Below are 24,708 nucleotides of genomic sequence, written 5' to 3'. Positions count from 1 at the left end.
GATCCGGCAAAGCTTTCTATCATTTAATGTGTGGGAGCGGCGGTTCGCCGCCCCCACGGTTCAAAGGCTTATTTGCCCGATTTGATTTTGGTCCAGCTGCGCGTCATTTCACGCTGAGTAGCCGCCGGCAAGTCAGCAATGGCGTAGAGCTTGGCCTGCACATCCGCAGGCGGGTAAATGCCCGGGTCGCTGGTGATGTCTTTGTCGACCAGTGCGGTGGCTTTCTCGTTACCGTTCGGGAAACGGACGCTATTGGTGATAGCGGCCATAACTTCCGGCTTGAGCAGGTAGTTCATGAACTTGTAGGCAGCATCGACGTTTTCGGCATCTTTAGGGATGGCGACCATGTCATAGAAGCTGCCGGCGCCTTCTTTCGGAATGTCGTAGGCAACCTTGACCTTGCCACCGGCTTCAGCCGCGCGGGACTTGGCCTGCTGGATGTCACCCGAGTACCCCACGGCCACGCAGATGTTGCCGTTGGCCAGGTCGGAGATGTACTTGGACGAGTGGAAGTAGCCGATCGATGGGCGCAGCTTGAGGAACAGGTCCTCGGCTTGCTTGAGGTCAGCTTTCTTCTGGGTGTCGGTCGGCAGGCCGAGGTAATGCAGCGCCACCGGCAGCATTTCGGTTGGCGAGTCGAGGAAGCTCACGCCGCAGCTTTTCAGCTTGGCGATGTTTTCCGGCTTCATGAGCACGTCCCACGAGTCGATCTTGTCCACGCCCAGCGCAGCCTTGACCTTCTCCGGGTTGTAACCGATGCCGATCGAACCCCACATGTACGGGAACGCGTGCTTGTTGTCCGGGTCGCTGACCGACACGGCTTTAAGCAGGGATTTGTTCAGGTTGGCGTAGTTGGACAGCTTGGACTTGTCCAGCTCCTGATAGACACCGGCCTTGATCTGCTTGGCGAGGAAGTTGTTCGACGGAACGACGATGTCGTAACCGGACTTGCCTGCCAGCAACTTGGCTTCCAGGGTCTCGTTGCTGTCAAAAACGTCGTACACCACTTTAATGCCCGACTCTTTTTCAAAGTTGGCGATGGTGTCCGGTGCAATGTAGTCGGACCAGTTGTAGACGTGCAGCACTTTATCGTCTGCCTGGGCCGCGCCCGCCATTGCGCCCATCAGGGACAACGCGAGGAGGGTCTTGCCAGCGTTCTTCAAACCTAATGCCTTCATTTGGTGATGCTCCAATTTTTCTTTTTTGGGCCACGTTCTTTAGTCGTCTTACGACCCTTCCAAAGGGCAACAAAACACGGCGACAGTCTGGCAAGTTCAGGGGCCGGCTTTCAACCAAAGCCCCCTTTATTACTGCGTTTTTGTCACTGCCCGCACGCAGCGCCCGAAGCCGCTGCGCACTGAGCCTAGCACTTAGCCTTGCAATGCCGCCAAAGTCAGGTCCAGGCACTGGCGAGCCTTGGTCACCAACTCGTCGATTTCCGCCTTGCTGATCACCAGCGGAGGCGAAATGATCATGGTGTCGCCCACGGCGCGCATGATCAGGCCATTCTCGAAGCAGAACGTGCGGCAGATCATGCCCACACCACGGCCTTCGTAACGTTTGCGCGTGGCCTTGTCCTGCACCAGCTCAATCGCCCCGAGCATGCCGACACCGCGAACCTCACCCACCAGCGGGTGATCAGCCAGTTCCCTCAGACGTTTCTGCAAATACGGTGCCGTTTCTTCGTGCACACGGTTAACGATTTTTTCATCGCGCAGAATCCGGATGTTTTCCAGGGCTACCGCTGCCGCCACCGGGTGACCGGAGTAGGTGAAGCCGTGGTTGAAATCACCGCCTTCATTGAGCACGGCAACCACGTCGTCGCGCACGATCAGGCCGCCCATCGGGATGTAACCCGAGGTCAGGCCCTTGGCGATGGTCATCATGTGTGGCTTGAGGTCATAGAAGTCGCTACCGAACCACTCACCGGTACGGCCGAAACCGCAGATCACTTCATCGGCGACGAACAGGATGTCGTACTTGGCGAGGATTTCCTTGATGCGCGGCCAGTAGGTCTCTGGCGGTACGATCACGCCACCGGCCCCCTGGATCGGCTCGGCAATAAAGGCACCGACGTTGTCCACGCCCAGTTCGAGGATCTTCTCTTCCAGCTGGTTGGCGGCCCAGATCCCGAATTCTTCCGGGCTCATGTCGCCGCCTTCGCCATACCAGTACGGCTGGGCGATGTGGGTAATACCCGGGATCGGCAAGTCACCCTGTTCATGCATGTACGTCATGCCGCCCAGGCTGGCGCCGGCCACCGTGGAGCCGTGATAGCCATTCTTGCGGCTGATGATGATCTTCTTGTTCGGCTGGCCCTTGATCGCCCAGTAGTGGCGGACCATGCGCAACATGGTGTCGTTGCCTTCCGAGCCGGAGCCGGTAAAGAACACGTGGTTCATGCCGGCCGGTGCGATCTCGGAAATCACCTTGGCCAGTTCCAGCACCGGCGGGTGAGCGGTCTGGAAGAACAGGTTGTAGTACGGCAGCTCTTTCATCTGCTTGGCGGCGGCGTCAGCCAGTTCATCGCGACCGTAACCGATCGCCACGCACCACAGGCCGGCCATGCCGTCGAGGATCTTGTTGCCTTCGCTGTCCCACAGGTAAACGCCGTGGGCTTTGGTGATAATCCGTGGGCCTTTCACTTTCAATTGCTTGAAATCGCTGAACGGCGCCAGGTGGTGATCATTGCTCAAGGCTTGCCATTCACGGGTTTGCGGGTTGTTGCTGGACATACCAATCTCCTAGACTTTTCAGGTGAGGGCGCGCCAATCCTGAGGCGCGCCCGACGCATCAGACGGCGAAGAGCAGGAATTCCCGCTCCCACGAACTGATCACGCGCTTGAAGTTTTCATGCTCGGCCCGCTTGACCGCGACGTAGCCTGTGATGAATTTTTGACCCAGATATTTTTCGATGGTCTTGCTGTTTTCCATACGCTCAAGGGCGTCTTCGATGGTCAGCGGCAGGCGCAGGTTGCGGCGCTCATATCCGCGGCCCACCACCGGCGCGCTTGGGTTATGACCTTCGACCATACCGATGTAGCCGCACAGCAGGCTGGCGGCAATCGCCAGGTACGGATTGGCGTCGGCGCCCGGCAGGCGGTTTTCGACGCGACGGTTCTGCGGGCCGGCATCCGGTACGCGCAGGCCGACGGTGCGGTTTTCTTCGCCCCATTCCACGTTCACCGGCGCCGAGGTGTCGGGCAGGAAGCGGCGGAACGAGTTCACGTTGGGGGCAAACAGCGGCAGCAATTCAGGGATGAATTTCTGCAGGCCACCGATGTGGTTGAGGAACAGCTGGCTCATGGTCCCGTCTTCATTAGAGAAGACGTTCTTGCCGGTGGCGATGTCGATGATGCTCTGGTGCAGGTGCATCGCGCTGCCGGGCTCGCCGGTCATGGGCTTGGCCATGAAGGTGGCGGCCACGTTGTGCTTGAGTGCGGCCTCGCGCATGGTGCGCTTGAACACCAGGATCTGGTCGGCCAGGGACAGCGCATCACCATGACGGAAGTTGATTTCCATCTGCGCGGTGCCGTCTTCATGGATCAGGGTATCGAGGTCCAGCTCCTGGAGTTCACACCAGTCGTAGACGTCTTCGAACAACGGGTCGAACTCGTTGGCCGCTTCTATAGAGAAGGACTGGCGACCGGTCTCCGGGCGCCCGGAACGGCCGATCGGCGGTTGCAGCGGGAAGTCCGGGTCTTCGCAGCGTTTGGTCAGGTAGAACTCCATCTCCGGCGCCACAATGGGCTGCCAGCCTCGGTCGGCGTAGAGCTGGAGGACTTTCTTGAGCACGTTGCGCGGCGACAGCTCGATCGGGTTGCCTTGCTTGTCGTAGGTGTCGTGAATCACCTGGGCGGTAGGCTCGATGGCCCAGGGCACCAGGAATACGGCGTTCTGGTCGGGGCGGCAGATCATGTCGATGTCGGCCGGGTCGAGCAATTCGTAATAGATGTCGTCTTCGACATAGTCGCCGGTCACGGTCTGCAACAGAACGCTCTCGGGCAGGCGCATGCCTTTTTCGGCGATGAACTTGTTGGTCGGCGAGATCTTGCCCCGGGTGATACCGGTGAGGTCGCCAATCATGCATTCGACTTCTGTGATCTTGTGGTCTTTCAACCAATCGGTGAGCTGGTCGAGGTTGTTACTCATAAATGCCTCTGGGCTGTGTTTCCTGACATCCATTAAAGGTCAGGCGTTGTTTGACGCAGCATCCGCGTCGCGTTGCATCGCCCGCTTTCGACAGGCCGAGCCAAAGGCCTGGAAGATCGCGAGGTAGTGCGGGTTAGAGCTTACCTGCCATTCGGGGTGCCATTGCACTCCTAAAGCAAAAGCCTTGCCCGCGGTGTAAGAAAAAGCTTCGATCAACCCATCCGGCGCAGTGGCTTCGACCTGCAGCCCCGGCGCCAGGCGATCGACACCTTGGCCGTGAATCGAGTTGACCTGAATGGTCTGCGGCAACCCCAGGCTTGCCAAGACGCCATTCGGGGCGATCGCGACGCTGTGCGCCGGGCCGTACTGAATTTCAACCGGCTGGGTGTCGTCTTCGCGGTGATCCATCATGCCCGGCACTTCATGAACCTTCTGGTGCAGGCTGCCGCCCAACGCCACGTTCATTTCCTGGAACCCACGGCAGATGCCCAGCACCGGCACGCCTGCCGCAATCGCGGCACGCAGCAACGGCAGCGTGGTCTGGTCCCGTGCAGAATCATGAGCAGTCCCGGGCGTGCTGGCCGGACCGTCGTAGAGAAAAGGTTCGATATTGGAGGGGGAGCCGGTAAACAGGATGCCATCCAGGCCGTCAAGAATATTGGCCGGTTCGAGCAGATCGCCCAAGGATGGAATGATCAATGGCAAGCCCTTGGCAGCGGTGGCCACTGCACGGACGTATTTGTCGCCACTGATGTGATAAGCATGCAGACCGACCTGTTTGGAGCAGGCGGTGACGCCGATTAACGGCAGGCGAGACATGAAGCACCCCGGTATTATTGCTGTTATGGGTTTGAATCGAGCTTAGCCTTGTTCATTTTTTTACACAACACCCCCGTAAAAAATACAACACGGCCCGCTCAAGCCTGCTAGTCCCAAGGCCATCAAACCCAAAAAACCGCCCCAAAAAGCCCCAAAAAAGGCCTGGAGGCGCTTTTTTAGGGCAAAAAAGGCCTCGCTTGACTTCGGCTAGCCGTTCGGGTTGACTGAAACCAGAAAAGATCAATGATTGATATTTTTAACAACAAAGGTGTTGCATCATGTCGGTACCCCCGCGTGCCGTTCAGCTTAACGAAGCGAACGCGTTCCTTAAGGATCATCCTGAGGTTCTGTACGTAGACCTTCTAATTGCGGATATGAATGGTGTGGTGCGCGGCAAGCGCATCGAACGCACCAGCCTCCACAAGGTTTACGAGAAGGGCATTAACCTGCCTGCCTCTTTATTTGCCCTGGATATCAACGGCTCGACGGTGGAAAGCACTGGCCTGGGTCTGGACATCGGTGATGCTGACCGAATCTGTTATCCGATCCCTGACACCCTGTGCAATGAGCCGTGGCAAAAGCGCCCAACCGCGCAACTGCTGATGACCATGCACGAACTTGAAGGTGAACCTTTCTTCGCCGATCCTCGCGAAGTGCTCCGCCAAGTTGTCAGCAAGTTTGACGACCTCGGTTTGACCATCTGCGCAGCCTTCGAGCTTGAGTTCTACCTGATCGACCAGGAGAACGTGAACGGCCGCCCACAACCGCCCCGCTCGCCGATCTCCGGCAAACGCCCGCACTCGACTCAGGTCTACCTGATCGACGACCTCGACGAATACGTCGACTGCCTCCAGGACATTCTGGAAGGTGCCAAAGAGCAAGGCATCCCGGCTGACGCGATCGTCAAGGAAAGTGCCCCGGCGCAGTTCGAAGTGAACCTGCACCACGTGGCCGACCCGATCAAGGCTTGCGATTACGCAGTACTGCTCAAGCGCCTGATCAAGAACATCGCCTACGACCATGAGATGGACACCACCTTCATGGCCAAGCCTTACCCAGGCCAGGCGGGCAATGGTTTGCACGTACACATTTCGATCCTGGACAAGGAAGGCAAGAACATCTTTGCCAGCGAGGATCCCGAGCAGAACGCCGCATTGCGTCACGCGATCGGCGGTGTGCTGGAGACCCTACCCGCCCAAATGGCGTTCCTGTGCCCCAACGTCAACTCCTACCGTCGTTTCGGCGCACAGTTCTACGTGCCGAACTCGCCGTGCTGGGGCCTGGACAACCGGACTGTGGCGATTCGCGTACCGACCGGCTCCTCGGATGCCGTCCGTATCGAACACCGCGTGGCCGGTGCCGACGCCAACCCTTACCTGCTGATGGCTTCGGTCCTGGCAGGTGTGCACCACGGTCTGACCAACAAGATCGAACCGGGCGCACCCGTGGAAGGCAACAGCTACGAGCAAAACGAACAGAGCCTGCCGAACAACCTGCGCGATGCCTTGCGCGAGTTGGACGACAGCGAGGTGATGGCCAAGTACATCGATCCTAAATACATCGATATCTTCGTCGCCTGTAAGGAAAGTGAGCTGGAAGAGTTCGAACACTCCATCTCCGACCTTGAGTACAACTGGTACCTGCATACTGTGTAAGCAGTGGTTGCACTGAAAAACGCCTCCGGCCTTTGGTCTGTGGCGTTTTTTTATGGGTTTCTTCCGGTGGACCGAGTCGGCCTCATCGGGAGCAAGCCACCTCCCACACTTGACTGCATTGCAAGGTTGGAACTCAGTCAACTGTGGGAGGGGTGCTCGCGATGGCGCCTTGGCAGACAACACCGGTTCCTGCTCATACAATGCCCGCTGCCTTGTAGGAGACTTCCATGACCACCCGCCCCGCCGCCCCTCGCAAACCCCGCGCCCGCAGCCAGGCCCGGATCGACGCGATCCTCGACGCCGCCCGCACCTTGCTGGCGACCGAAGGCGTGGCCAGTTTGTCGATCTACAGCGTGGCGGAACGGGCACAGATTCCACCGTCGTCGGTGTATCACTTTTTCGCCAGCGTGCCGGCGCTCCTCGAAGCGTTGACCGCCGATGTGCATGCAGCCTTTCGTGCAGCCATTCAGGCACCTATCGAGCACGCGTCACTCAAGCACTGGCGCGACCTGTCCTGCATCGTCGAACAGCGCATGCTCACGGTCTACGAGCACGACGCCGCCGCACGCCAGCTGATCCTCGCTCAGCATGGGCTCACCGAAGTGACCCAGGCCGACCGCCAGCATGATCTGGAATTGGGGGACTTGATGCTGGCCGTGTTCAACCGCCACTTCGAAGTGCCGACGCTGCCTGAGGATGTGGATGTGTTCGCGTTGGCGCTGGAGCTGAGCGACCGCGTCTATGCGCGCTCGGTGCATCAGCATGGGCAGATTACGCCGCGCATGGCTGAGGAAGGCATGCGGGTATTTGATGCGTATGTGGGGCTTTATTTGCCGGCATATCTGCCCAAGCGCCAAGTATTGGGTTGACTGCGCCGGCCTCTTCGCGAGCAAGCCCGCGCCCACATTTGAAGGCATTCCACTGTTGGAACTCGGTCAAATGTGGCCGCGGGCTTGTTCGCGAATGCGGCCTTAAAAGCACCGCACATCCCGATCACAACTTGGCGATCGACACCTCGGTGGACTTAACGAAGGCAATCACTTCGCTGCCAATCACCAACTCCAGCTCTTTGACCGAACGGGTAGTGATCACAGACGTCACGATACCGGACGCCGTCTGCACGTCGATTTCCGACAGCACGTCACCTTCGACGATTTCCTTGATGGTGCCTTTGAACTGGTTACGCACGTTGATGGCTTTAATAGTCATGGTGTACTTCCTTCGAGGGACAAGTGAGTTATTGAGCCCAACGCAATTGCGTCGGCAGCGGTGAAACAGGTTCGGGCTCCGGTGGCGTGCCGGGCAGCGACAGCACACGGTTAAGCACTTCGGCTTCCAGCGCAGCCAGGCGATGCGAGCCTCGGGCGCGGGGGCGCGGCAGATCGACAATCAGGTCCAGGCCGATTTCGCCGTCTTCGATCAGGATGACCCGGTCGGCAATCGCCACGGCCTCGCTGACGTCGTGGGTCACCAGCAACACGGTGAAGCCGTGCTTCTGCCAGAGGTTTTCGATCAGTTGCTGCATCTCGATGCGGGTCAGGGCGTCCAGGGCGCCCAGGGGTTCATCGAGGAGCAGCAGGCGCGGTTGGTGAATCAGCGCACGCGCCAAGGCCACCCGTTGCTTCTGGCCACCGGACAAGGCCGCCGGCCACTCATTGGCACGCTCCGCCAGGCCGACCGCCTCCAGCGCCTCCAGCGCTTTGGGGCGCCAGTTACCGTTGAGACCCAGGCCCACGTTGTCGATGATCTTTTTCCACGGCAGCAGGCGCGCCTCCTGGAACATCAACCGCGTGTCTTCAATCGCTTCGCTCAGCGCTGCGGAGCCGGCCAACAGCTCGCCGCCGCTGGCTTTGTCGAGGCCGGCCAGCAAGCGCAGCAAGGTACTTTTGCCGCAGCCACTGCGCCCGACCACGGCCACAAACTGCCCAGCGGGGATGTGCAGGTCGATGTCCTTAAGGACTTCGCGCGTACCAAAGGCCTTGCGCAATTTGCGCACCGCCAGCGGGATACCCTTGAGCAGGCGCGGAGGTTGTTGAGCGGTCATGCCGCACCTCCTTTGTTCACTTGGTAAGCCGGGTGCCAGCGCAGCCACACACGTTCCAGACCGCGCGCAGCCAAGTCGGCGAGTTTGCCGAGGATGGCGTACATGACGATGGCCAATACCACCACGTCGGTTTGCAGGAATTCACGGGCATTCATCGCCAGGTAACCAATGCCGGAGCTGGCCGAGATGGTTTCCGCCACGATCAGCGTCAGCCACATAAAGCCCAGCGCAAAACGCACGCCGACCAGAATCGAAGGCAACGCGCCCGGCAGGATCACCTGACGGAACAGGCTGAAGCCGGACAAGCCGTAGCTGCGCGCCATTTCCACCAACGCCGGGTCGACGTTGCGAATGCCGTGGTAGGTATTCAGGTAAATCGGGAACAACGTGCCAAGGGCGACCAGGAAAATCTTCGCGGTCTCGTCAATCCCGAACCACAGGATCACCAGCGGAATCAGCGCCAGGTGGGGCACGTTGCGGATCATCTGTACCGAGCTGTCCAACAGGCGCTCGCCCCATTTCGACAGGCCGGTGATAAAGCCCAGGGCCAGGCCGATGCTGCCACCGATCACAAAGCCCAGGCCGGCACGCCAGCCGCTGATGGCCAGGTGCGTCCAGATTTCGCCGCTGCGCACCAGGTTAACCCCGGCTTCGATGACCGCACTCGGCGCCGGCAGAATGCGTGTCGACAACCAACCCGCCGACACCGACAACTGCCACACCGCGAGCAATAAGACCGGTAGCACCCAAGGCGCGACACGATGGCTTAATTTTTCAACGTTCATGACGGCGCCTCAGCTCTGCGACGCAGCTTTGGGAAGGATGTCGTTGGCGACCATCTCGCCGAACGGGCTGACGTAACCGGCACTTTTCGGCAACGCGGGACGTTCGATGTCCAGGTGCGGAAACAGCAGCTCAGCCACGCGGTACGACTCTTCCAGGTGTGGATAACCGGAGAAGATGAAGGTATCGATGCCCAGCGCAGCGTACTCATTGACGCGTGCCGCCACGGTGGGGCCATCACCTACCAGCGCCGTACCGGCACCACCGCGTACCAGGCCGACACCGGCCCACAGGTTGGGGCTGACTTCGAGGTTGTCACGGTTGCCGCCGTGCAAGGCCGCCATGCGTTGCTGGCCGACGGAGTCGAAGCGCGCCAGGGACGCCTGGGCACGGGCGATGGTCTCGTCGTCCAGGTGGGAGATCAGTTTGTCGGCGGCTTTCCACGCCTCATCGTTGGTTTCCCGCACGATCACATGCAGACGGATGCCGAAACGCACCGTGCGCCCCAGTTTCGCGGCCTTGGCCCGCACCTGTTCAATTTTTTCCGCGACCGCGGCCGGAGGCTCGCCCCAGGTCAGCACCATTTCCACTTGTTCAGCGGCCAGGTCCTGGGCGGCTTCGGAGGAGCCGCCGAAGTACAGCGGCGGACGCGGCTGCTGGATCGGCGGGTAGAGCAATTTGGCGCCTTTGACGCTGATGTGTTCGCCGTCGTAATCCACGGTTTCACCTTCCAGCACACGACGCCAGATGCGGGTGAACTCCACGGAGGCCTGATAGCGCTCTTCGTGGCTGAGGAACAAACCGTCGCCGGCCAGCTCTTCCGGATCACCGCCGGTCACCAGGTTAAACAGCGCACGGCCACCGGACAGGCGGTCCAGGGTCGCCGCCTGACGCGCAGCCACCGTCGGGGAAATGATCCCGGGGCGCAGGGCGACGAGGAATTTCAGACGCTGGGTCACCGGGATCAGCGAGGCGGCCACCAGCCACGAGTCTTCGCAGGAGCGGCCGGTCGGGATCAACACCCCGCCGAAACCCAGGCGGTCGGCCGCCTGTGCCACTTGTTGCAGGTAACCGTGGTCAACGGCGCGAGCGCCTTCGGCGGTACCCAGGTAATGGCCGTCGCCGTGGGTAGGCAGGAACCAGAAAATAGTGAGGCTCATGGAGTTGTCTCCTGAAGAAGTCGAATTACGGCGCTTTGGCAACGGCGGCGGGTGGCGTCCAGATCACGTCCTTGATGCTCAAGGGTTTGGGGATCAATTTGAGCTGGTAGAAGCTGTCGGCGATTTTCTGCTGGGCGGCGACCACTTCCGGGGTCAGGAACAGCGCGCCGTAGCCTTGGCGCTTCACCGAGGTCAGGGTGATGTCAGCCGGTAGGCCGAGCAGCGGTGCGACTTGTTCCGTGACTTCCTGCGGGTTGGCTTTGGACCACTCACCTACCGCACGCACTTCTTCCACCAGCGCCTTGATCACATCCGGGTGCTGTGTGGCGTACGGTTTGGTGGCCAGGTAGAACTGGTGGTTGTCGGCGATGCCGGTGCCATCACGCAGGGTGCGCGCTTGCAGTTGTTTTTCGGCGGCGGCCTGGTACGGGTCCCAGATCACCCAGGCGTCGACGCTGCCACGCTCGAACGCGGCGCGGGCATCGGCGGGCGGCAGGAACACGGTGTGCACGTCGGTGTATTTCAGGCCGGCATCCTCCAGGGCGCGTACCAGCAGGTAGTGCACGTTGGAGCCTTTGTTGAGCACGATTTTCTTACCCTTGAGCTCGGCCACGGAGTTGATCGTCGAGTCTTTGGGCACCAGGATCGCTTCACTGGTCGGCGCAGGCGGTTCGTAGGCGACATAAAGCAGATCGGCGCCGGCTGCCTGGGCGAAGACCGGCGGGGTTTCGCCGGTGACGCCGAAGTCGATGGAACCGACGTTCAGGCCTTCGAGCAGTTGCGGGCCACCGGGGAATTCCGTCCACTGCACCTGCACGCCTTGGGCGGCCAGGCGTTTTTCCAGCGTGCCCTTGGCTTTGAGCAACACCAGGGTGCCGTACTTTTGATAACCGATCCGCAGGGTTTCGGCGGCGTGGGCTTGAACCATGGCGCCGAAGGACACAGCCGCAGCAAACAGTGCGACCAGACCACGACGCAAGATGACAGTGCGCATGGCGCTCTCTCCAAAAAATGCGATTGGGGGGTTGGCTGCACCTGCTTGGCCGTTGGCGGCTGAGTAAGGTGAGTACTACAAAATCCGGTAAGGCTTAAATGCTCCAGCGAGCACTCAACAAACGGTCATTCAACACATTGGGATCAAGGGGTTTCGGGCGACGGGCCATGGCGCTGTAGAGCGTCTCCAGGGCCTCGTGCAAACGCTGTTCAAGCACCGGCACCAGTTGCGCCTGGGCACTGCCCTCGCCGTAAGCGATCTGGCTGTCTTCGGCAAAGATGCCGTGGAGCAGCTCCTGGGCTTTGAGGGCCGACAACACCGGCTTCAAGGCGTAGTCCACTGCCAGCATGTGGGCGATGCTGCCGCCGGTGGCCATCGGCAAGACGATCTTGTGGGCCAGGGCGCGCTCAGGCAGCAGATCGAGCACGGTTTTCAACGCACCCGAGAACGAGGCCTTGTAGACCGGCGTGGCGATGACCAGGCCGTCGGCGTTGGCGACTTGCTGCAACAGGTCGATGACTTTGGGACTGTCGAAGCGGGCGTGCAGCAAGTCTTCGGCCGGGAAGTCCCGTATCTGATAACTCACCACTTCCACGCCTTTGTCTTGCAGCCACTGACGGGTTTTTTCCAGCAAGACCCCGGAGCGGGAACGCTGGCTGGGACTGCCTCCAAGTGTTACGACCAGCATGCAGGTATTCCTTGAGCAAGTGTCGGCGGTTCGCTGTGTGCGGTGGCGCCAAGATGGGACAGACCATATCAGCTGATTTATATATCTATAAATCTTATTTTTTCATTTGTTTATTCCCTAAAAATATATGAGATTTATGAATCTTCAGACGAAAAAAAAGGCCGTCGAAACGGCCTGAAAACCCCTGCTGTGTGAGACGGTCTACAACTTGAAACCTGTGTCCATTTGAAGTCTGCTATCGCGGGCAAGCCCGGCTCCCACAGCTGACCGCATTCCCCTGTGGGAGCGGGCTTGCCCGCGATAGCGGTTTCAGCCTCAGCGATTAGGCTGTGGGGTCAGCCGCAGATACGGCTTCACCGCGCGATAGCCTTTGGGAAAGCGTTGCTTGATTTCTTCCTCGTCCTTGAGCGACGGCACAATCACCACGTCATCGCCGTCCTGCCAATTGGCGGGCGTGGCGACCTTGTGGCTGTCGGTCAGCTGCAGCGAGTCGATAACCCGCAGGATTTCGTGGAAGTTGCGGCCGGTGCTGGCCGGGTAGGTAATCGTCAGGCGAATCTTCTTGTTCGGGTCGATCACGAACAAGGAGCGCACGGTGAGGGTGTCACTGGCATTCGGGTGGATCAGGTCGTACAGGTCCGACACCGTGCGATCGGCATCCGCCAGGATCGGGAAGTTAACGACCGTGTTCTGGGTTTCGTTGATGTCTTCGATCCACTTGTGGTGCGAGTCCACCGGGTCTACCGACAGCGCAATCGCCTTGACGCCGCGCTTGGCGAATTCGTCCTTGAGCTTGGCGGTAAAGCCCAACTCGGTGGTGCACACCGGAGTGAAGTCCGCCGGATGGGAAAACAGCACGCCCCAGCTATCGCCCAGCCATTCATGGAAGCGAATCTTGCCGGCGCTGGAATCCTGTTCGAAGTCGGGGGCGATGTCGCCCAATCTTAGGCTCATGGTGTGGCTCCTGGTGAGTGCTTATGGAGCCTACTGTGCATGGGTTATAGATTATTTAAAAAGAATAAATATCGCTTTATTTAGACGATAAACGAATATTAAAAATCAATTCATTGGACGCGGGAAACGCTGAGGATCAACATCCAACACAAGGTTCGAGAAGGCCTTGAGACGCTGTACCAAGAGGGGTTTCAGGAAGGGCTTGCGGGGGTTGAGCCCGACTTGAAAAGAAAGACACCTTGCCCGGCATTGCGCCGGGCAAGGTTTACAGTCTTACAACAGCTTCACGCTACTAGAACAGTGGCAGCGAGTAGCTGACGATCAAACGGTTTTCGTCCTGGGAACGGGTGTTCGCCAGATCGGTACGCCACATAGCGTTTTTCCAGGCAACGCCGAGGTTTTTCAGCGGGCCTTCTGGAATCACGTAGGCAACGGTGATGTCGCGTTCCCACTCGGACTGACCGGTGGTTTCAGCACGACCGGCGTTGTTGGCGATGGTGTCGATGTCGCTACCTTTGAGGTACACAACACCGGCCGTCAGGCCTGGCAGGCCAACCTTGGCGAAATCGTAAGCGTAACGTGCTTGCCAGGTACGCTCGCCTGCGCGGGCGAACTTCTGGATTTGCATGTCGGTAGTCAGGTACGCCGACGAACCGTCACCTTGGTTCAGCCACGGGAAATCGCTGCTGCCGTTGCTGACCTGGTAACCACCACCAAACGTGTGACCTGCAACGGTGTACAGGAACAGGCCGCTGTACAGGTTGTTGTCAACCTTACCCTTGCCGGCGTTGAAGGTGTTGTAGTTGCCGGTGGTGTAATAGGCAGGCGTGTTACCGTTCAGACCGTCGTCGGTGCTGTGGAAGTAACGCAAGTCAGACTTCAATACGCCCGGGCCGATCGACCAGTTGTGGGTCAGACCCAGGAAGTGTTGCTTGTAGAAGTCTTCCAGGTTGCCGTAGTAGTACTGGGCAGTCAGATCCTTGTTGATCTTGTAGTCACCACCTGCGTAGTAGAACTTATTGACGAACTTGCCGGCACTGTAGTTAGAGCTACCGTTGGCACCGCCCAGCGACAAGCCTTCGTTGTTGCTGGAGTTACGGCCCTTGGCATGCTCAATCTGACCACCAACCAAGGTCAAATCCTTGATGTCGTTGGTAGTGATCTGGCCACCTTGGAAGGTTTGCGGCAGCAGACGACCGTCGTTGGTCACGATAACTGGCAGCTTAGGCTGCAAAGTGCCCAGCTTCAGTTCGGTCTGGGAGACTTTGACCTTACCGGTCACGCCCAGGCTGGCGAAATCACTGACAGCCTTGTTGCCGTCGCTTGGGAACACAGTGCCGCCCGAAGAGGTGCCGCTGTAGTTGCCGTGGTTATCGCGGCTGGAGTCCAGACGCATGCCGTACAGGCCGATAGCGTCAACACCAAACTGAACGGTACCTTGGGTGTAACCCGAGATGAAACGCAGGTCGAAGCCTTGGCCCCATTCTGCGTTCTTGCTACGGCTGCTCGCCGTAGGCGCGCCGTCACGGTTGTCAGTGTTGATGTAGAAGTTACGCAGACCCAGAGTGGCCTTGCTGTCTTCGATGAAACCGGCAGCGCCTGCTTGCTGAGCGATTGCGCCCAGGGTCACAGCCAACGCCAATGTTGACTTCTTCATGTACCGCTCCTCTCATTTCTAATTTTTGTATTTCTTTGGTCCCGGATCTGACGCCCTGGATCCACAGATGCGCGATTAGCGCCAGATAGTGACTACCAAGTCAATCGTAACTTTGTATGTCTACTACCTTGGTCTAAACGCTGTTGATTTGGTCCCTGCAGGGTAATGAGTTTTTCATACACCCAAAAAGAATTGTTTCATTCTTTTTCATACGATTCAGGAATAAGGCTTTGCATGCAGCAAGCCGGTCAGCATAGACCAACCGCCCCATAAGCTAATTCCTAAATGGTATTTACCAGCCTTTTTTTAGATCGATTAGTGTTGCCGTACAGTTGCATACGTCACCCACGATCAAAAAGGCGACGCCATCATGGCCAAAGGCACATCCTCTCGTCAATTTGTTACAGTTTTTGTGTCACTAATAATTTCTTTTGGTGTCCAAGCGGCCGATTTAACCATCGGCTATCAAACCGGCATCGACCCCAGCAAAGTCGCCCAGGCCGATGGGCTCTACGAAAAGGCGATTGGCGAGAAGATTGCCTGGCGCCGATTCAACAGTGGGCCGCAAGTCGTCACGGCTATCGCATCCGGCGATGTACAAATCGGTAACCTGGGTTCCAGCCCTCTAGCAGCGGCGGCTTCACGCAATCTACCGATCGTAGCCTTTATGGTATCGGCGCAGATCAATGCTTCTGAAGCGCTGGTGGTGCGTAATGGCAGCGGCATCGACACACCAGAGGACCTGGTCGGCAAAACCATCGCCACCCCCTTCGTCTCAACCTCTCATTACAGCCTGCTCGGCGCGCTGAAGCATTGGGGCCTGGACGCCCAAAAAGTCAACGTGGTGAACCTGCAGCCCGCAGAGATTGCCGCCGCGTGGAAACGTGGCGATATCGACGGTGCGTTCGTGTGGTCGCCAGCCCTGGGCGAGATCCGCAAGACCGGAAAAACCCTGACAGATGCGGCCCAGGTGGGCCAGTGGGGAGCGCCGACATTCGAAGTGTGGGTGGCACGCAAGGATTTCGCGGAAAAACATCCTGACGTAGTGGCCAAGTTTGCCAAGGTCACGCTGGACTCTTTCGCCGACTATGCCGCCCATAAAAACGGCTGGACGGTAGACTCTGAACCGGTGCAGAAAATCGCCAAATTGACAGGTTCGAATGCCGTGGATATTCCTGAGCTCTTGGCCGGCACCACCTTCCCGGATGCCCAGGCGCAGCAAACCGAAGCCCTGCTTAAAGGGGGCACAGCGAAGGCGATTGGAGAGACAGCGACGTTTTTGCAGGAACAGGGGAAGATCGAAGCGGTGCTGCCGGATTACTCAGCGTACGTGACCGACAAGTTCATCAACCCGTAAGCCAACTCCTGCAGGAGCCAGCTTTTTATCAGGCAGGAAAATCGGCGTTAGAGGGCCTTCTCGAAAATCTTCGAATTACGCTGGTAGTTGTACAGCGAGGCTCGCGCCGAAGGCAGACGATCGACGCTGCTCGGTACAAAACCACGCTCACGGAACCAGTGGGCAGTACGCGTGGTGAGGACAAACAGCGTCTTCAACCCCTGCGCCCGGGCTCGGGTTTCGATGCGCTCCAGCAACACATCACCGCGCGCGCCGTGGCGGTATTCCGGGTTCACGGCCAGGCATGCCAACTCACCGGCGTCCGAGTCTGCGATTTGATACAGCGCCGCACAGGCGATGATCATGCCTTCGCGTTCGACCACACTGAACTGCTCGATCTCACGCTCCAGCACTTCGCGCGAACGCCGTACCAGAATGCCCTGCTCTTCCAGCGGGCTGATCAGGTCGAGCAAACCGCCGACATCTTCAATCGCCGCTTCGCGCACCAGTTCAAATTGCTCCTGGGCCACCAGCGTACCGCCGCCGTCCCGGGTAAACAGTTCGGTGAGCAATGCGCCGTCTTCGGCGTAGCTGACGATATGGCTGCGCCCTACGCCGCCACGGCAGGCTTCGGCGGCGGCGTCGAGCAGTTCAGCCTGATAGTTGTTGCCCAGGCGCTGCAGGTGCGCCGGCACTTGTTGCGGGCGCAGCTCACGAACCAGGAGACCGTGTTCATCGATCAGCCCCAGGTCGGCGCCAAACAGCAGCAGCTTGTCCGCCCCCAGGTCGATGGCGGCGCGGGTGGCAACGTCTTCGCAGGCCAGGTTGAAAATCTCCCCGGTGGGCGAGTAACCCAACGGCGACAGCAGTACGATGGAGCGCTCATCCAACAGACGGTTGATGCCCTTGCGGTCGACCCGGCGCACTTCGCCGGTGTGGTGGTAATCCACGCCTTCCAGCACACCGATCGGCCGCGCGGTGACCAGGTTGCCGCTGGCCACCCGCAGGCGCGAGCCTTGCATCGGCGACGAGGCCATGTCCATGGACAGGCGCGCTTCGATCGCAATACGCAGCTGGCCGACCGCGTCGATCACACACTCCAGCGTCGCGGCATCGGTGATGCGCAAGCCTTCGTGGTAAACCGGGGTCAGGCCGCGCGCTTCAAGGCGCGCTTCGATTTGTGGGCGCGAACCGTGGACCAGCACCAGCCGCACGCCCAGGCTGTGAAGCAGCACCAGGTCGTGAACGATATTGCCGAAGTTGGGATGTTCCACACCGTCGCCGGGCAGCATGACCACAAAGGTGCAGTCGCGGTGGGCGTTGATGTAAGGCGAAGCGTGACGAAGCCAATTGACGTATTCGGGCATAACACCTGGGCCTGTAATAAAAAGCAGCCAAAAAAGGATGAATCGTGAAAGCGCACAGCGGGCTGATGGTTATCGTCGGAACAGGCTTGGCGACACGCTCACTCTCCTTATGTACGAATGGGCTGGGGTTAATTTATGCAGGTTTGAGGCAGTAATGTTCGATCAGTTCTCGCAATAGACGCACTGTAGGCGTCAAGCGTGACATTTCGAGGTACTCACCTGGCTGGTGAGCGCAGGCAATATCGCCAGGGCCGAGCACCAGGGTTTCACAACCAAGGCGCTGAAGATAAGGCGCTTCGGTGCCGAACGCTACTGCTTCGGCACGATGACCGGTCAATCGCTCCGCCACCCGCACCAGCTCGGCGTCTTCGGCCTGCTCGAACGGCGGCACTTCGGGGAACAGCGGCGCGTAGTCGATCTTGACTTTGTGACGCTCGGCCAAGGGTTCGAGCTTCTGCCGGATAGCGTCGCGCAGTACTTGCGGGTCCATGCCCGGCAAGGGCCGCAGGTCGAATTCCAGGGAACATTGACCGCAAATGCGGTTGGGATTGTCACCACCGTGGATGCAGCCGAAGTTCATGGTCGGTTGCGGCACGCTGAATTGCGGGTTGCGGTACTCACGCTGCCAGGCCAGGCGCAAGCCACGCAGTTCGCCGATGGCGTCGTGCATGGCTTCAAGAGCGCTGTGGCCCAGGCTTGGGTCCGACGAATGGCCGCTTTGGCCCAAAATATCAATACGCTCCATCATCACGCCTTTGTGCAGGCGGATCGGCTTAAGCCCCGTCGGCTCACCGATCACCGCCGCGCGACCCAACGGGCGCCCCGCCTCGGCCAGCGCGCGAGCGCCGGACATGGAGCTTTCTTCGTCGCAGGTGGCGAGGATCAGCAACGGTTGCTTGAACGGCTGATCCAACAATGGCAACACCGCTTCAATGGCCAGTGCAAAAAAGCCCTTCATGTCGCAGCTGCCCAACCCCACCCAACGGCCGTCGACTTCCGTCAGTTTGAGCGGGTCGGTTTTCCACAGCGCAGCATCATAAGGAACGGTGTCGCTATGACCGGCCAGCACCAGGCCGCCAGGGCCGCTGCCAAAACTGGCGAGCAGGTTGAACTTGCCAGGGCTGACTTGCTGGATATCGATGGCAAAACCCAGGTCGCCCAGCCAACTGGCGAGCAGGTCGATCACCGGGCGGTTGGTCTGGTCGAGAGACGCTTGGGTGCAACTGACCGACGGCGCGGCAACCAACGCGGCGAATTGCTCTTTCATGGACGGTAACGGCATGCGCGGCCTCTCAACTTCCCGGATGAGCCCCACTATAGAACCATCTGCACGACACAATAAACCGTTGCGGCGCGTTGCCGGGCTCAGTCCTGTACACTGCACGACCTTGGCAGCCACTCTTTTCCCCGGCTGCGCTCCCGATCCTGGATTTTCCGGCCATGCAGAAAGAAACCGAAATCAAGCTCCGCGTCAGCCGCGAAACCCTCGCCGCGCTGCGTGAGCACCCGCTACTGAAAAAACGCAACAAAAGTGGCTGGGAACGCCGTGAGTTGATGAACCAGTATTTCGACACCCCCGAGCGCGACCTGGCCCAGGCCAAAGTCGCCCTGCGCCTGCGCAAGGACGGTGACGAAATCATCCAGACCCTCAAGACCCGTGGCCAAAGCGTCGCCGGTTTGTCGGAACGCAACGAGTTCAACTGGGACCTGCCCAAAGCCAAGCTCGACGTGAAGAAACTCGACGGCGAGTGCTGGCCCGAGCAACTGGCCGAGCTGGACAAAAAGACCCTGAAGCCGATTTTCACCACCGATTTCGTGCGTGAGCGCGCTGAAATCGCCTGGGGACGTGGCAAGACCAAGGTGGTCATCGAAGCCGCCCTGGACTTGGGCCATGTGGTCGTCGGCAAGCAGAAAGAAGAAATCTGCGAGCTGGAACTGGAACTGCGCGAAGGTGAACCGGCTGCCCTGCTGGAACTCGCCGCCGAACTGGCCGCCACCCTGGCACTGATGCCCTGCGATATCAGCAAAGCCGAGCGTGGTTACCGCTTGTACGACGCCAACAGCTACTCGCTGAGCCTGCCGGCGCCGCAGATCCAAGCCGAAATGCCGTTGGACGACGCTTTCGCCGCCATCATGTGGCACCTGCTGGGCAGCAGCCAGCGCCTGGCCGAACAATACCGTTTCAACGGCCACTGGCGCCTGCTGCAGGACTGGGTCGACAACCTCGGCGAACTGCGCGCCCTGATCGGCAGCCTCGGCCAGGCCGCTCCGCGTCAATCCACCAGTGAACTGCGCAGCGCGCTGGATGCGTTGCTGGAAGACTGGCGCCCGCTGGTCCAGGCCGGTGATGACGACGAAGACATTCGCAAAGCCGCACCGGAACAATTCGCTGAAGAGCTGCAAGACGTGCGCTGGGGCTTGTTCTCGCTGAACACCTCGCGCTGGCTGCTGGCACGCACCTGGACCACCGACCGCAACGTGCGTGGCAACCGCCAGGGCGCCGCGCAAATCACCAACTGGCTACCGCGCCTGCTGGCTGACGATGCCGTCGCCCTGCAACTGCCGCGCTATCAGCAGCAACCGGAAGACCTGGCCGAGCAACTGCCGCGTATCGAGCGCATCCAGGCCTGGCTGCATCACGCGCGCCACGTGGTGGATATTCCGGAACTGGACCGTTTGTACGGCGAGCTGAACAAGCTGGCGCTGCTGGCCAACCAGCCGATCACCGACGAGTCGCTGGATGCGCGCATGCATCAGGCGATTGCGGTGTATCAGAACCGTGCCTGGAAAACGTTGCTGCGCCTGTAAAACCGAGCAATTCGGTCAAATGTGGGAGCGGGCTTGCTCGCGAAAGCGGTGGATCAGTCAACTTCTTGGTGGCTGACACGCCGCATTCGCGAGCAAGCCCGCTCCCACACGGTCAGCGCAATACAGGCAGGCTGGTAGTGGACTTGATCTCGGATAAAGCCACGATCGAGTTGACCTCCTGAATCCCCGGCACCATCGACAGCTTCTCGAAGAAAAACCGCTCGTACGCCTCAATGTCCGAGGTGACGATGCGCAGCAGAAAATCCACCGCCCCCATCAGCACATAACACTCCAACACTTCCGGAAACCCACGGATCGCCTCGGTGAACTCGGTGAAGTTGGATCGGCCGTGGGCGTTGAGTTTTACCTCGGCAAAAATCTGCGTGTTGAGGCCGATTTTCTTGCGGTCGAGCAGCGTCACCTGACCGCGAATCACGCCTTCTTCCTTCAGCCGCTGAATACGCCGCCAGCACGGCGACTGCGACAGCCCCACCTGCTCGGCGATCTGCGCGCTGGACAGTGAGGCGTCCTCTTGCAGCAGGGCCAGGATACGGCGGTCGTAGACGTCCAACTCACTGTGCATAGAAATACCTTTAATAGCGCTTATATCGAATTGTTTTATTCAACAAATCGCAAATACGCCCCATCTTAGATAAGAAATCTCCCGCAGCGAATGTAAAAATTTCTTCAGTCGAATCTGGAGAATCAGCATGCACGCCGTCGAAACCACACCGCCCTCTGCCCGCGTCGATGCGTGGGCCGTCAACTGCGCCCATTGCCAGGCGCATTATCAGATCGTTGCCGAGGCCGAACCGGATGTGCTGTGCCGCGTGCTCAATTACTTCGCACTGCAGTTCCTGACGCCACAGCAGGTCAATGTGAACCGGGAGGACGACCTGCTGAACATCGACATCGTGATGGACGGTTTGAGCTGGCATCGGGCCCAGGTGATCGGTGAAAAAATTAGAAACCTGATCAGCGTGTGCTCGCTGGACGTGTGGCCGGCCGATTCCCTGCGGCCTCAGGCGGTGACGGCGGCCAGTCTGTAAAAGCCTGCAATACACACTGGGCGGTGGATGTTCAGCGACTGGCTAGCCTGGAATTACACCCGACACTGCCCAGGAAATGCCCATGCCCGCTGCCTTGCACGATCACCGATTGGAACTGCAGCAATTGCTGCCTGCGCTGGTCGAGCAAAAGCTGATTTCAGCGGAGGTGGCGCAAAGGTTATCGGCGACGCCGTCCTCACTGCACCCGCTTGAATGCATCGCAACCGAAGGGTTTTGCCTGGAAACACTGACCCAATGGCTGGCCCGGCATGTCGGGCAGCCTTATCTGCGCATCGACCCGCTCAAGATCGACGTGGCGACGGTAGTGCCCTTGATGTCCCACGCCTTCGCGCAGCGCCACGCGATCCTTGCGGTGGCCGTGGATGCGCAAACCGTCACCGTCGCCAGCGCCCAGCCCCATGTCAGCGGATGGGAAGCCGGGCTGGCGCAGGTGCTGAAACGCTCGATCAAGCGCGTGGTCGCCAACCCCAAGGACATTCAGCGCTGCATTGGCGAGTTTTACCGACTGGCCCAGTCCGTCAGCGGCGCAGATCAAAAGGTAACGGTGGCCAGCAACTTCGAACTGCTCAACCTCGGCGCCAGCGAGCAGGAGCCGGATGCCAATGACGCGCATATCGTCAATATCGTCGACTGGCTGTTGCAGTACGCCTTTGGCCAACGGGCCAGCGATATCCACATAGAACCGTGTCGCGACCAGGGCCGGGTGCGTTTTCGCATCGACGGGCTGTTGCACGATGTGTATCAATTTCCGCCTCAGGTCACGATGGCGGTCGTCAGCCGCCTGAAAAGCCTGGGCCGGATGAATGTCGCGCAAAAGCGCCAACCCCAGGACGGCCGGGTCAAGACCAAAAGCCCGGAGGGCGTTGAGGTGGAACTGCGCCTTTCAACCCTGCCGACCGCGTTTGGCGAAAAACTGGTGATGCGTATTTTCGATCCACAGGTGCTGATCAAGGATTTTGACCAACTGGGCTTATCCGTCGAAGACCAACAACGGTGGCACGCCATGACCCGCCAGGCCAACGGCATCATCCTGGTTACCGGGCCTACCGGCTCGGGCAAGACCAGCACCCTCTACACCACGCTCAAGCAACTGGCGACCCGCGAGGTCAACCTGTGCACGCTGGAAGATCCGATCGAAATGATTGAGCCCGCCTTCAACCAGATGCAAGTGCACCACAACATCGACCTGACCTTCGCCAGCGGTATCCGCGCGCTGCTGCGTCAAGACCCGGACATCATCATGATCGGTGAGATTCGCGACCAGGAAACGGCCGAAATGGCGATCCAGGCCGCACTGACCGGACATCTGGTGCTATCGACTCTCCACACCAACGATGCTCCCAGCGCCATCAGTCGTTTGCAGGAACTGGGCATTGCTCATTATTTGATCAAGGCTACGCTGATAGGCGTAATGGCACAGCGTTTGGTAAGGCTTTTGTGCCCTCATTGCAAACGCGCGGTGAATGCGCCGGAACCGGCTCACGAAGCGATTGGCTGCGGGGAGTGTCGCGACAGCGGCTACCAAGGCCGTGCCGGGCTCTACGAAATCATGGTGATGGACGAGACGCTCAAGGCGCTGATCACGCCCGGCGCCGATGTGCAGGCTCTACGCCGGGCATCACTTGGGCAAGGCATGCGCACGCTGCGAATGGCCGGTATCGACAAAGTGCACGCCGGGCTGACCACCCTCGCAGAAGTTTTGCGGGTAACCCCTGGGGATTCAGAAACAAATGATTGGGTGGTTGCGCCGTGAAACCGTCCCTATCCGTGAGCAGACCGTTACACTCGATCGCACATCCGCTTCACTGACACCATCAGATAGGGAATCGCTATGCAGATCGGAACCGTACTGCTTCTATTCGTGGGTTTGGCCGTGGCCATCCTGTTCATGGGTTTTAAAGTGGTGCCCCAGGGCTACCAATGGACCGTCGAGCGCTTCGGCCGCTACACCAACACCCTCAAACCCGGCCTCAACATCATCATTCCGATCATGGACCGCATTGGTCGCAAGATGAACGTGATGGAAAGCGTGCTGGATATCCCGCCTCAGGAAGTCATCACCGCCGATAACGCCACTGTGCAGATTGACGCCGTGTGCTTCTTCCAGGTGGTCAACACTGCCCAGGCCGCCTATGAGGTCAACAACCTCGAACATGCTATTCGTAACTTGCTGCAAACCAATATCCGCACCGTGCTCGGCTCCATGGAACTGGATGCGATGTTGAGCCAGCGTGACGGCATCAATGAGAAACTGCTGCGTACCGTGGATGAAGCGACGGCACCGTGGGGCATCAAGATCACCCGGATCGAGATCAAGGACATCAGCCCGCCTGCCGACCTGATGGCCGCCATGTCCGGCCAGATGAAAGCCGAGCGGATCAAGCGTGCGCAGATTCTGGAGGCCGAAGGCCTGCGCGCATCGGCGATCCTGACTGCCGAAGGCAAGAAGCAGGCGCAGATCCTTGAGGCCGAGGGCAGCCGTCAGGCGGCTTTCCTGGAGTCTGAAGCCCGCGAGCGTCAGGCCGAAGCCGAAGCCCGCGCCACCCAAGTGGTTTCCGAGGCAATCGCCTCGGGCAACGTGCAGGCGGTTAACTACTTCGTCGCGCAAAAATACATCGATGCCTTGGGCAAGCTGGCTTCGGCCAACAACAGCAAAGTCATCCTGATGCCGCTGGAGGCCAGCCAGGTGATTGGCGCAGTCGGTGGCATCGGCGAAATCGTCAAGGCAACCTTCGACAACAAGAAAGGCTGAGGCAGTCGCCATGTGGGAATTCCTGCAGCATCTGTCGTTCTGGGATTGGCTGGCACTGGGTACGGTGCTGTTGATTCTTGAAGTGTTCGGCGCCGGTGGCTACCTGCTGTGGATGGGGATCGCCGCCGCGGCCGTAGGCGTTATCAAGTTTCTGGTCCCACCGCTCGGGTTGGAATGGCAGCTGCTGCTATTCGCTGTCTTGTCGATCCTGACCGCCGTGTACTGGTGGAGACGCCAGCGCAGCAGCGCCAAGGTCAGCGACCAGCCGGGGCTGAACATGCGCGGCTCGGAACTGATTGGTCGCACATTTGTGGTGCATCAGGCGATCGTCGATGGCCGGGGCAAGATAAAAGTCGGCGATGGCGTGTGGATGGTGACCGGTCCGGACAGCCCCGTAGGCGCTCAAGTGCGTGTCATTGGTCAGCATGGCGTGGTTTTACAGGTCGAAACTGTTTAGTCAGTGATGGAA

General features: G+C 59.4%; 23 protein-coding genes. 8 read left to right on the top strand and 15 right to left on the bottom strand.

Annotated elements, in window-relative coordinates; all coding sequences use genetic code 11:
- Window positions 1-68: 68 nt before the first annotated feature.
- The 4 genes from JFT85_RS17325 to JFT85_RS17310 form a co-directional block, all read right to left on the bottom strand.
- Window positions 69-1,163 carry a polyamine ABC transporter substrate-binding protein gene (locus JFT85_RS17325; protein ID WP_053258811.1) on the bottom strand — a complete coding sequence of 365 codons (1,095 nt, stop codon included), beginning with the start codon at window positions 1,161-1,163 and terminating at the stop codon, window positions 69-71.
- 207 nt (window positions 1,164-1,370) lie between these two features.
- The gene (locus tag JFT85_RS17320) at window positions 1,371-2,735 is read right to left on the bottom strand and encodes an aspartate aminotransferase family protein (protein ID WP_053258550.1); all 1,365 of its coding nucleotides are present in this window, start codon (window positions 2,733-2,735) and stop codon (window positions 1,371-1,373) included.
- A gap of 58 nt (window positions 2,736-2,793) precedes the next feature.
- Window positions 2,794-4,152, bottom strand: coding sequence for a glutamine synthetase family protein (locus JFT85_RS17315; RefSeq protein ID WP_053258551.1), 1,359 nt, complete (start codon window positions 4,150-4,152; stop codon window positions 2,794-2,796).
- 39 nt (window positions 4,153-4,191) lie between these two features.
- On the bottom strand, window positions 4,192-4,971 hold the full coding sequence (locus tag JFT85_RS17310; RefSeq protein WP_053258552.1) for a gamma-glutamyl-gamma-aminobutyrate hydrolase family protein: 780 nt from the start codon (window positions 4,969-4,971) through the stop codon (window positions 4,192-4,194).
- Between the two features lie 278 nt (window positions 4,972-5,249).
- On the opposite strand from JFT85_RS17310, the gene JFT85_RS17305 reads away from it, so the two are divergent.
- Both JFT85_RS17305 and JFT85_RS17300 read left to right on the top strand, forming a co-directional pair.
- Complete coding sequence (locus tag JFT85_RS17305; protein ID WP_053258553.1) at window positions 5,250-6,626, top strand: glutamine synthetase family protein; 1,377 nt, start codon at window positions 5,250-5,252, stop codon at window positions 6,624-6,626.
- 227 nt (window positions 6,627-6,853) lie between these two features.
- Complete coding sequence (locus JFT85_RS17300) at window positions 6,854-7,495, top strand: TetR/AcrR family transcriptional regulator (protein ID WP_053258554.1); 642 nt, start codon at window positions 6,854-6,856, stop codon at window positions 7,493-7,495.
- 124 nt (window positions 7,496-7,619) lie between these two features.
- Here JFT85_RS17300 and JFT85_RS17295 read toward each other — a convergent pair whose 3' ends face one another.
- The 8 genes from JFT85_RS17295 to JFT85_RS17260 all read right to left on the bottom strand — a co-directional run bounded on the left by JFT85_RS17295 (window position 7,620) and on the right by JFT85_RS17260 (window position 14,906).
- Window positions 7,620-7,835, bottom strand: a complete 216-nt coding sequence (locus tag JFT85_RS17295; protein ID WP_003213899.1) for a TOBE domain-containing protein — start codon at window positions 7,833-7,835, stop codon at window positions 7,620-7,622.
- Between the two features lie 28 nt (window positions 7,836-7,863).
- Window positions 7,864-8,670, bottom strand: a complete 807-nt coding sequence (gene ssuB, locus JFT85_RS17290; protein WP_053258555.1) for an aliphatic sulfonates ABC transporter ATP-binding protein — start codon at window positions 8,668-8,670, stop codon at window positions 7,864-7,866.
- Window positions 8,667-9,455: an aliphatic sulfonate ABC transporter permease SsuC gene (gene ssuC, locus JFT85_RS17285; protein ID WP_053258556.1), complete on the bottom strand. Its 789-nt coding sequence runs from the start codon at window positions 9,453-9,455 to the stop codon at window positions 8,667-8,669. Before ssuC ends, ssuB begins: the two co-directional genes overlap by 4 nt.
- 9 nt (window positions 9,456-9,464) lie before the next feature.
- Window positions 9,465-10,613 carry an FMNH2-dependent alkanesulfonate monooxygenase gene (ssuD, locus tag JFT85_RS17280; RefSeq protein WP_053258557.1) on the bottom strand — a complete coding sequence of 383 codons (1,149 nt, stop codon included), beginning with the start codon at window positions 10,611-10,613 and terminating at the stop codon, window positions 9,465-9,467.
- Between the two features lie 25 nt (window positions 10,614-10,638).
- Complete coding sequence (locus JFT85_RS17275; RefSeq protein ID WP_053258558.1) at window positions 10,639-11,607, bottom strand: sulfonate ABC transporter substrate-binding protein; 969 nt, start codon at window positions 11,605-11,607, stop codon at window positions 10,639-10,641.
- Between the two features lie 94 nt (window positions 11,608-11,701).
- A complete protein-coding gene (ssuE, locus tag JFT85_RS17270) occupies window positions 11,702-12,295 on the bottom strand; it encodes an NADPH-dependent FMN reductase (protein ID WP_053258559.1) in 594 nt (197 codons plus the stop codon).
- 315 nt (window positions 12,296-12,610) lie between these two features.
- A complete protein-coding gene (locus JFT85_RS17265) occupies window positions 12,611-13,249 on the bottom strand; it encodes a peroxiredoxin (protein ID WP_053258560.1) in 639 nt (212 codons plus the stop codon).
- Window positions 13,250-13,541: 292 nt separating this feature from the next.
- Window positions 13,542-14,906: an OprD family porin gene (locus tag JFT85_RS17260; protein ID WP_053258561.1), complete on the bottom strand. Its 1,365-nt coding sequence runs from the start codon at window positions 14,904-14,906 to the stop codon at window positions 13,542-13,544.
- Between the two features lie 370 nt (window positions 14,907-15,276).
- Between JFT85_RS17260 and tauA the strand changes: the two genes are divergently transcribed.
- Window positions 15,277-16,263, top strand: coding sequence for a taurine ABC transporter substrate-binding protein (tauA, locus tag JFT85_RS17255; protein ID WP_053258562.1), 987 nt, complete (start codon window positions 15,277-15,279; stop codon window positions 16,261-16,263).
- A gap of 47 nt (window positions 16,264-16,310) precedes the next feature.
- Here the strand turns inward: tauA and argA are convergent, their stop codons facing one another.
- Window positions 16,311-17,609, bottom strand: a complete 1,299-nt coding sequence (gene argA / locus JFT85_RS17250) for an amino-acid N-acetyltransferase (protein WP_201230205.1) — start codon at window positions 17,607-17,609, stop codon at window positions 16,311-16,313.
- A 133-nt stretch (window positions 17,610-17,742) separates the two neighbouring features.
- Window positions 17,743-18,891, bottom strand: coding sequence for an acetylornithine deacetylase (gene argE, locus JFT85_RS17245; RefSeq protein ID WP_053258564.1), 1,149 nt, complete (start codon window positions 18,889-18,891; stop codon window positions 17,743-17,745).
- A gap of 158 nt (window positions 18,892-19,049) precedes the next feature.
- On the opposite strand from argE, the gene JFT85_RS17240 reads away from it, so the two are divergent.
- Window positions 19,050-20,417 (top strand): CYTH domain-containing protein, encoded by a 1,368-nt coding sequence (locus JFT85_RS17240; protein WP_073636711.1) that lies wholly within the window; start codon window positions 19,050-19,052, stop codon window positions 20,415-20,417.
- Window positions 20,418-20,529: 112 nt separating this feature from the next.
- Here JFT85_RS17240 and JFT85_RS17235 read toward each other — a convergent pair whose 3' ends face one another.
- Entirely contained in the window at window positions 20,530-21,000 is a 471-nt protein-coding gene (locus JFT85_RS17235) for an Lrp/AsnC family transcriptional regulator (RefSeq protein WP_010167872.1), read from the bottom strand.
- Window positions 21,001-21,127: 127 nt separating this feature from the next.
- On the opposite strand from JFT85_RS17235, the gene JFT85_RS17230 reads away from it, so the two are divergent.
- From JFT85_RS17230 to JFT85_RS17215, 4 genes are all read left to right on the top strand, one after another.
- Window positions 21,128-21,466: a hypothetical protein gene (locus JFT85_RS17230; RefSeq protein ID WP_053258566.1), complete on the top strand. Its 339-nt coding sequence runs from the start codon at window positions 21,128-21,130 to the stop codon at window positions 21,464-21,466.
- Between the two features lie 82 nt (window positions 21,467-21,548).
- A complete protein-coding gene (locus tag JFT85_RS17225) occupies window positions 21,549-23,240 on the top strand; it encodes a GspE/PulE family protein (protein ID WP_201230203.1) in 1,692 nt (563 codons plus the stop codon).
- Between the two features lie 78 nt (window positions 23,241-23,318).
- Window positions 23,319-24,239: an SPFH domain-containing protein gene (locus tag JFT85_RS17220; RefSeq protein ID WP_053258568.1), complete on the top strand. Its 921-nt coding sequence runs from the start codon at window positions 23,319-23,321 to the stop codon at window positions 24,237-24,239.
- A gap of 10 nt (window positions 24,240-24,249) precedes the next feature.
- The gene (locus JFT85_RS17215; RefSeq protein WP_053258569.1) at window positions 24,250-24,696 is read left to right on the top strand and encodes an NfeD family protein; all 447 of its coding nucleotides are present in this window, start codon (window positions 24,250-24,252) and stop codon (window positions 24,694-24,696) included.
- Window positions 24,697-24,708 lie beyond the last annotated feature (12 nt).

The organism is Pseudomonas sp. TH04 (genome assembly GCF_016651355.1).
GTDB lineage: Bacteria > Pseudomonadota > Gammaproteobacteria > Pseudomonadales > Pseudomonadaceae > Aquipseudomonas > Aquipseudomonas fluorescens.
This window is presented reverse-complemented; position numbering and strand designations above follow the sequence as displayed.

Bases quoted from the DNA above. Each gene is read 5' to 3' on its own strand.
- JFT85_RS17320 (WP_053258550.1), bottom strand. From the start codon at position 2,735: ATGTCCAGCAACAACCCGCAAACCCGTGAATGGCAAGCCTTGAGCAAT.
- JFT85_RS17315 (WP_053258551.1), bottom strand. From the start codon at position 4,152: ATGAGTAACAACCTCGACCAGCTCACCGATTGGTTGAAAGACCACAAG.
- JFT85_RS17310 (WP_053258552.1), bottom strand. From the start codon at position 4,971: ATGTCTCGCCTGCCGTTAATCGGCGTCACCGCCTGCTCCAAACAGGTC.
- JFT85_RS17305 (WP_053258553.1), top strand. From the start codon at position 5,250: ATGTCGGTACCCCCGCGTGCCGTTCAGCTTAACGAAGCGAACGCGTTC.
- JFT85_RS17300 (WP_053258554.1), top strand. From the start codon at position 6,854: ATGACCACCCGCCCCGCCGCCCCTCGCAAACCCCGCGCCCGCAGCCAG.
- JFT85_RS17295 (WP_003213899.1), bottom strand. From the start codon at position 7,835: ATGACTATTAAAGCCATCAACGTGCGTAACCAGTTCAAAGGCACCATC.
- ssuB (WP_053258555.1), bottom strand. From the start codon at position 8,670: ATGACCGCTCAACAACCTCCGCGCCTGCTCAAGGGTATCCCGCTGGCG.
- ssuC (WP_053258556.1), bottom strand. From the start codon at position 9,455: ATGAACGTTGAAAAATTAAGCCATCGTGTCGCGCCTTGGGTGCTACCG.
- ssuD (WP_053258557.1), bottom strand. From the start codon at position 10,613: ATGAGCCTCACTATTTTCTGGTTCCTGCCTACCCACGGCGACGGCCAT.
- JFT85_RS17275 (WP_053258558.1), bottom strand. From the start codon at position 11,607: ATGCGCACTGTCATCTTGCGTCGTGGTCTGGTCGCACTGTTTGCTGCG.
- ssuE (WP_053258559.1), bottom strand. From the start codon at position 12,295: ATGCTGGTCGTAACACTTGGAGGCAGTCCCAGCCAGCGTTCCCGCTCC.
- JFT85_RS17265 (WP_053258560.1), bottom strand. From the start codon at position 13,249: ATGAGCCTAAGATTGGGCGACATCGCCCCCGACTTCGAACAGGATTCC.
- JFT85_RS17260 (WP_053258561.1), bottom strand. From the start codon at position 14,906: ATGAAGAAGTCAACATTGGCGTTGGCTGTGACCCTGGGCGCAATCGCT.
- tauA (WP_053258562.1), top strand. From the start codon at position 15,277: ATGGCCAAAGGCACATCCTCTCGTCAATTTGTTACAGTTTTTGTGTCA.
- argA (WP_201230205.1), bottom strand. From the start codon at position 17,609: ATGCCCGAATACGTCAATTGGCTTCGTCACGCTTCGCCTTACATCAAC.
- argE (WP_053258564.1), bottom strand. From the start codon at position 18,891: ATGCCGTTACCGTCCATGAAAGAGCAATTCGCCGCGTTGGTTGCCGCG.
- JFT85_RS17240 (WP_073636711.1), top strand. From the start codon at position 19,050: ATGCAGAAAGAAACCGAAATCAAGCTCCGCGTCAGCCGCGAAACCCTC.
- JFT85_RS17235 (WP_010167872.1), bottom strand. From the start codon at position 21,000: ATGCACAGTGAGTTGGACGTCTACGACCGCCGTATCCTGGCCCTGCTG.
- JFT85_RS17230 (WP_053258566.1), top strand. From the start codon at position 21,128: ATGCACGCCGTCGAAACCACACCGCCCTCTGCCCGCGTCGATGCGTGG.
- JFT85_RS17225 (WP_201230203.1), top strand. From the start codon at position 21,549: ATGCCCGCTGCCTTGCACGATCACCGATTGGAACTGCAGCAATTGCTG.
- JFT85_RS17220 (WP_053258568.1), top strand. From the start codon at position 23,319: ATGCAGATCGGAACCGTACTGCTTCTATTCGTGGGTTTGGCCGTGGCC.
- JFT85_RS17215 (WP_053258569.1), top strand. From the start codon at position 24,250: ATGTGGGAATTCCTGCAGCATCTGTCGTTCTGGGATTGGCTGGCACTG.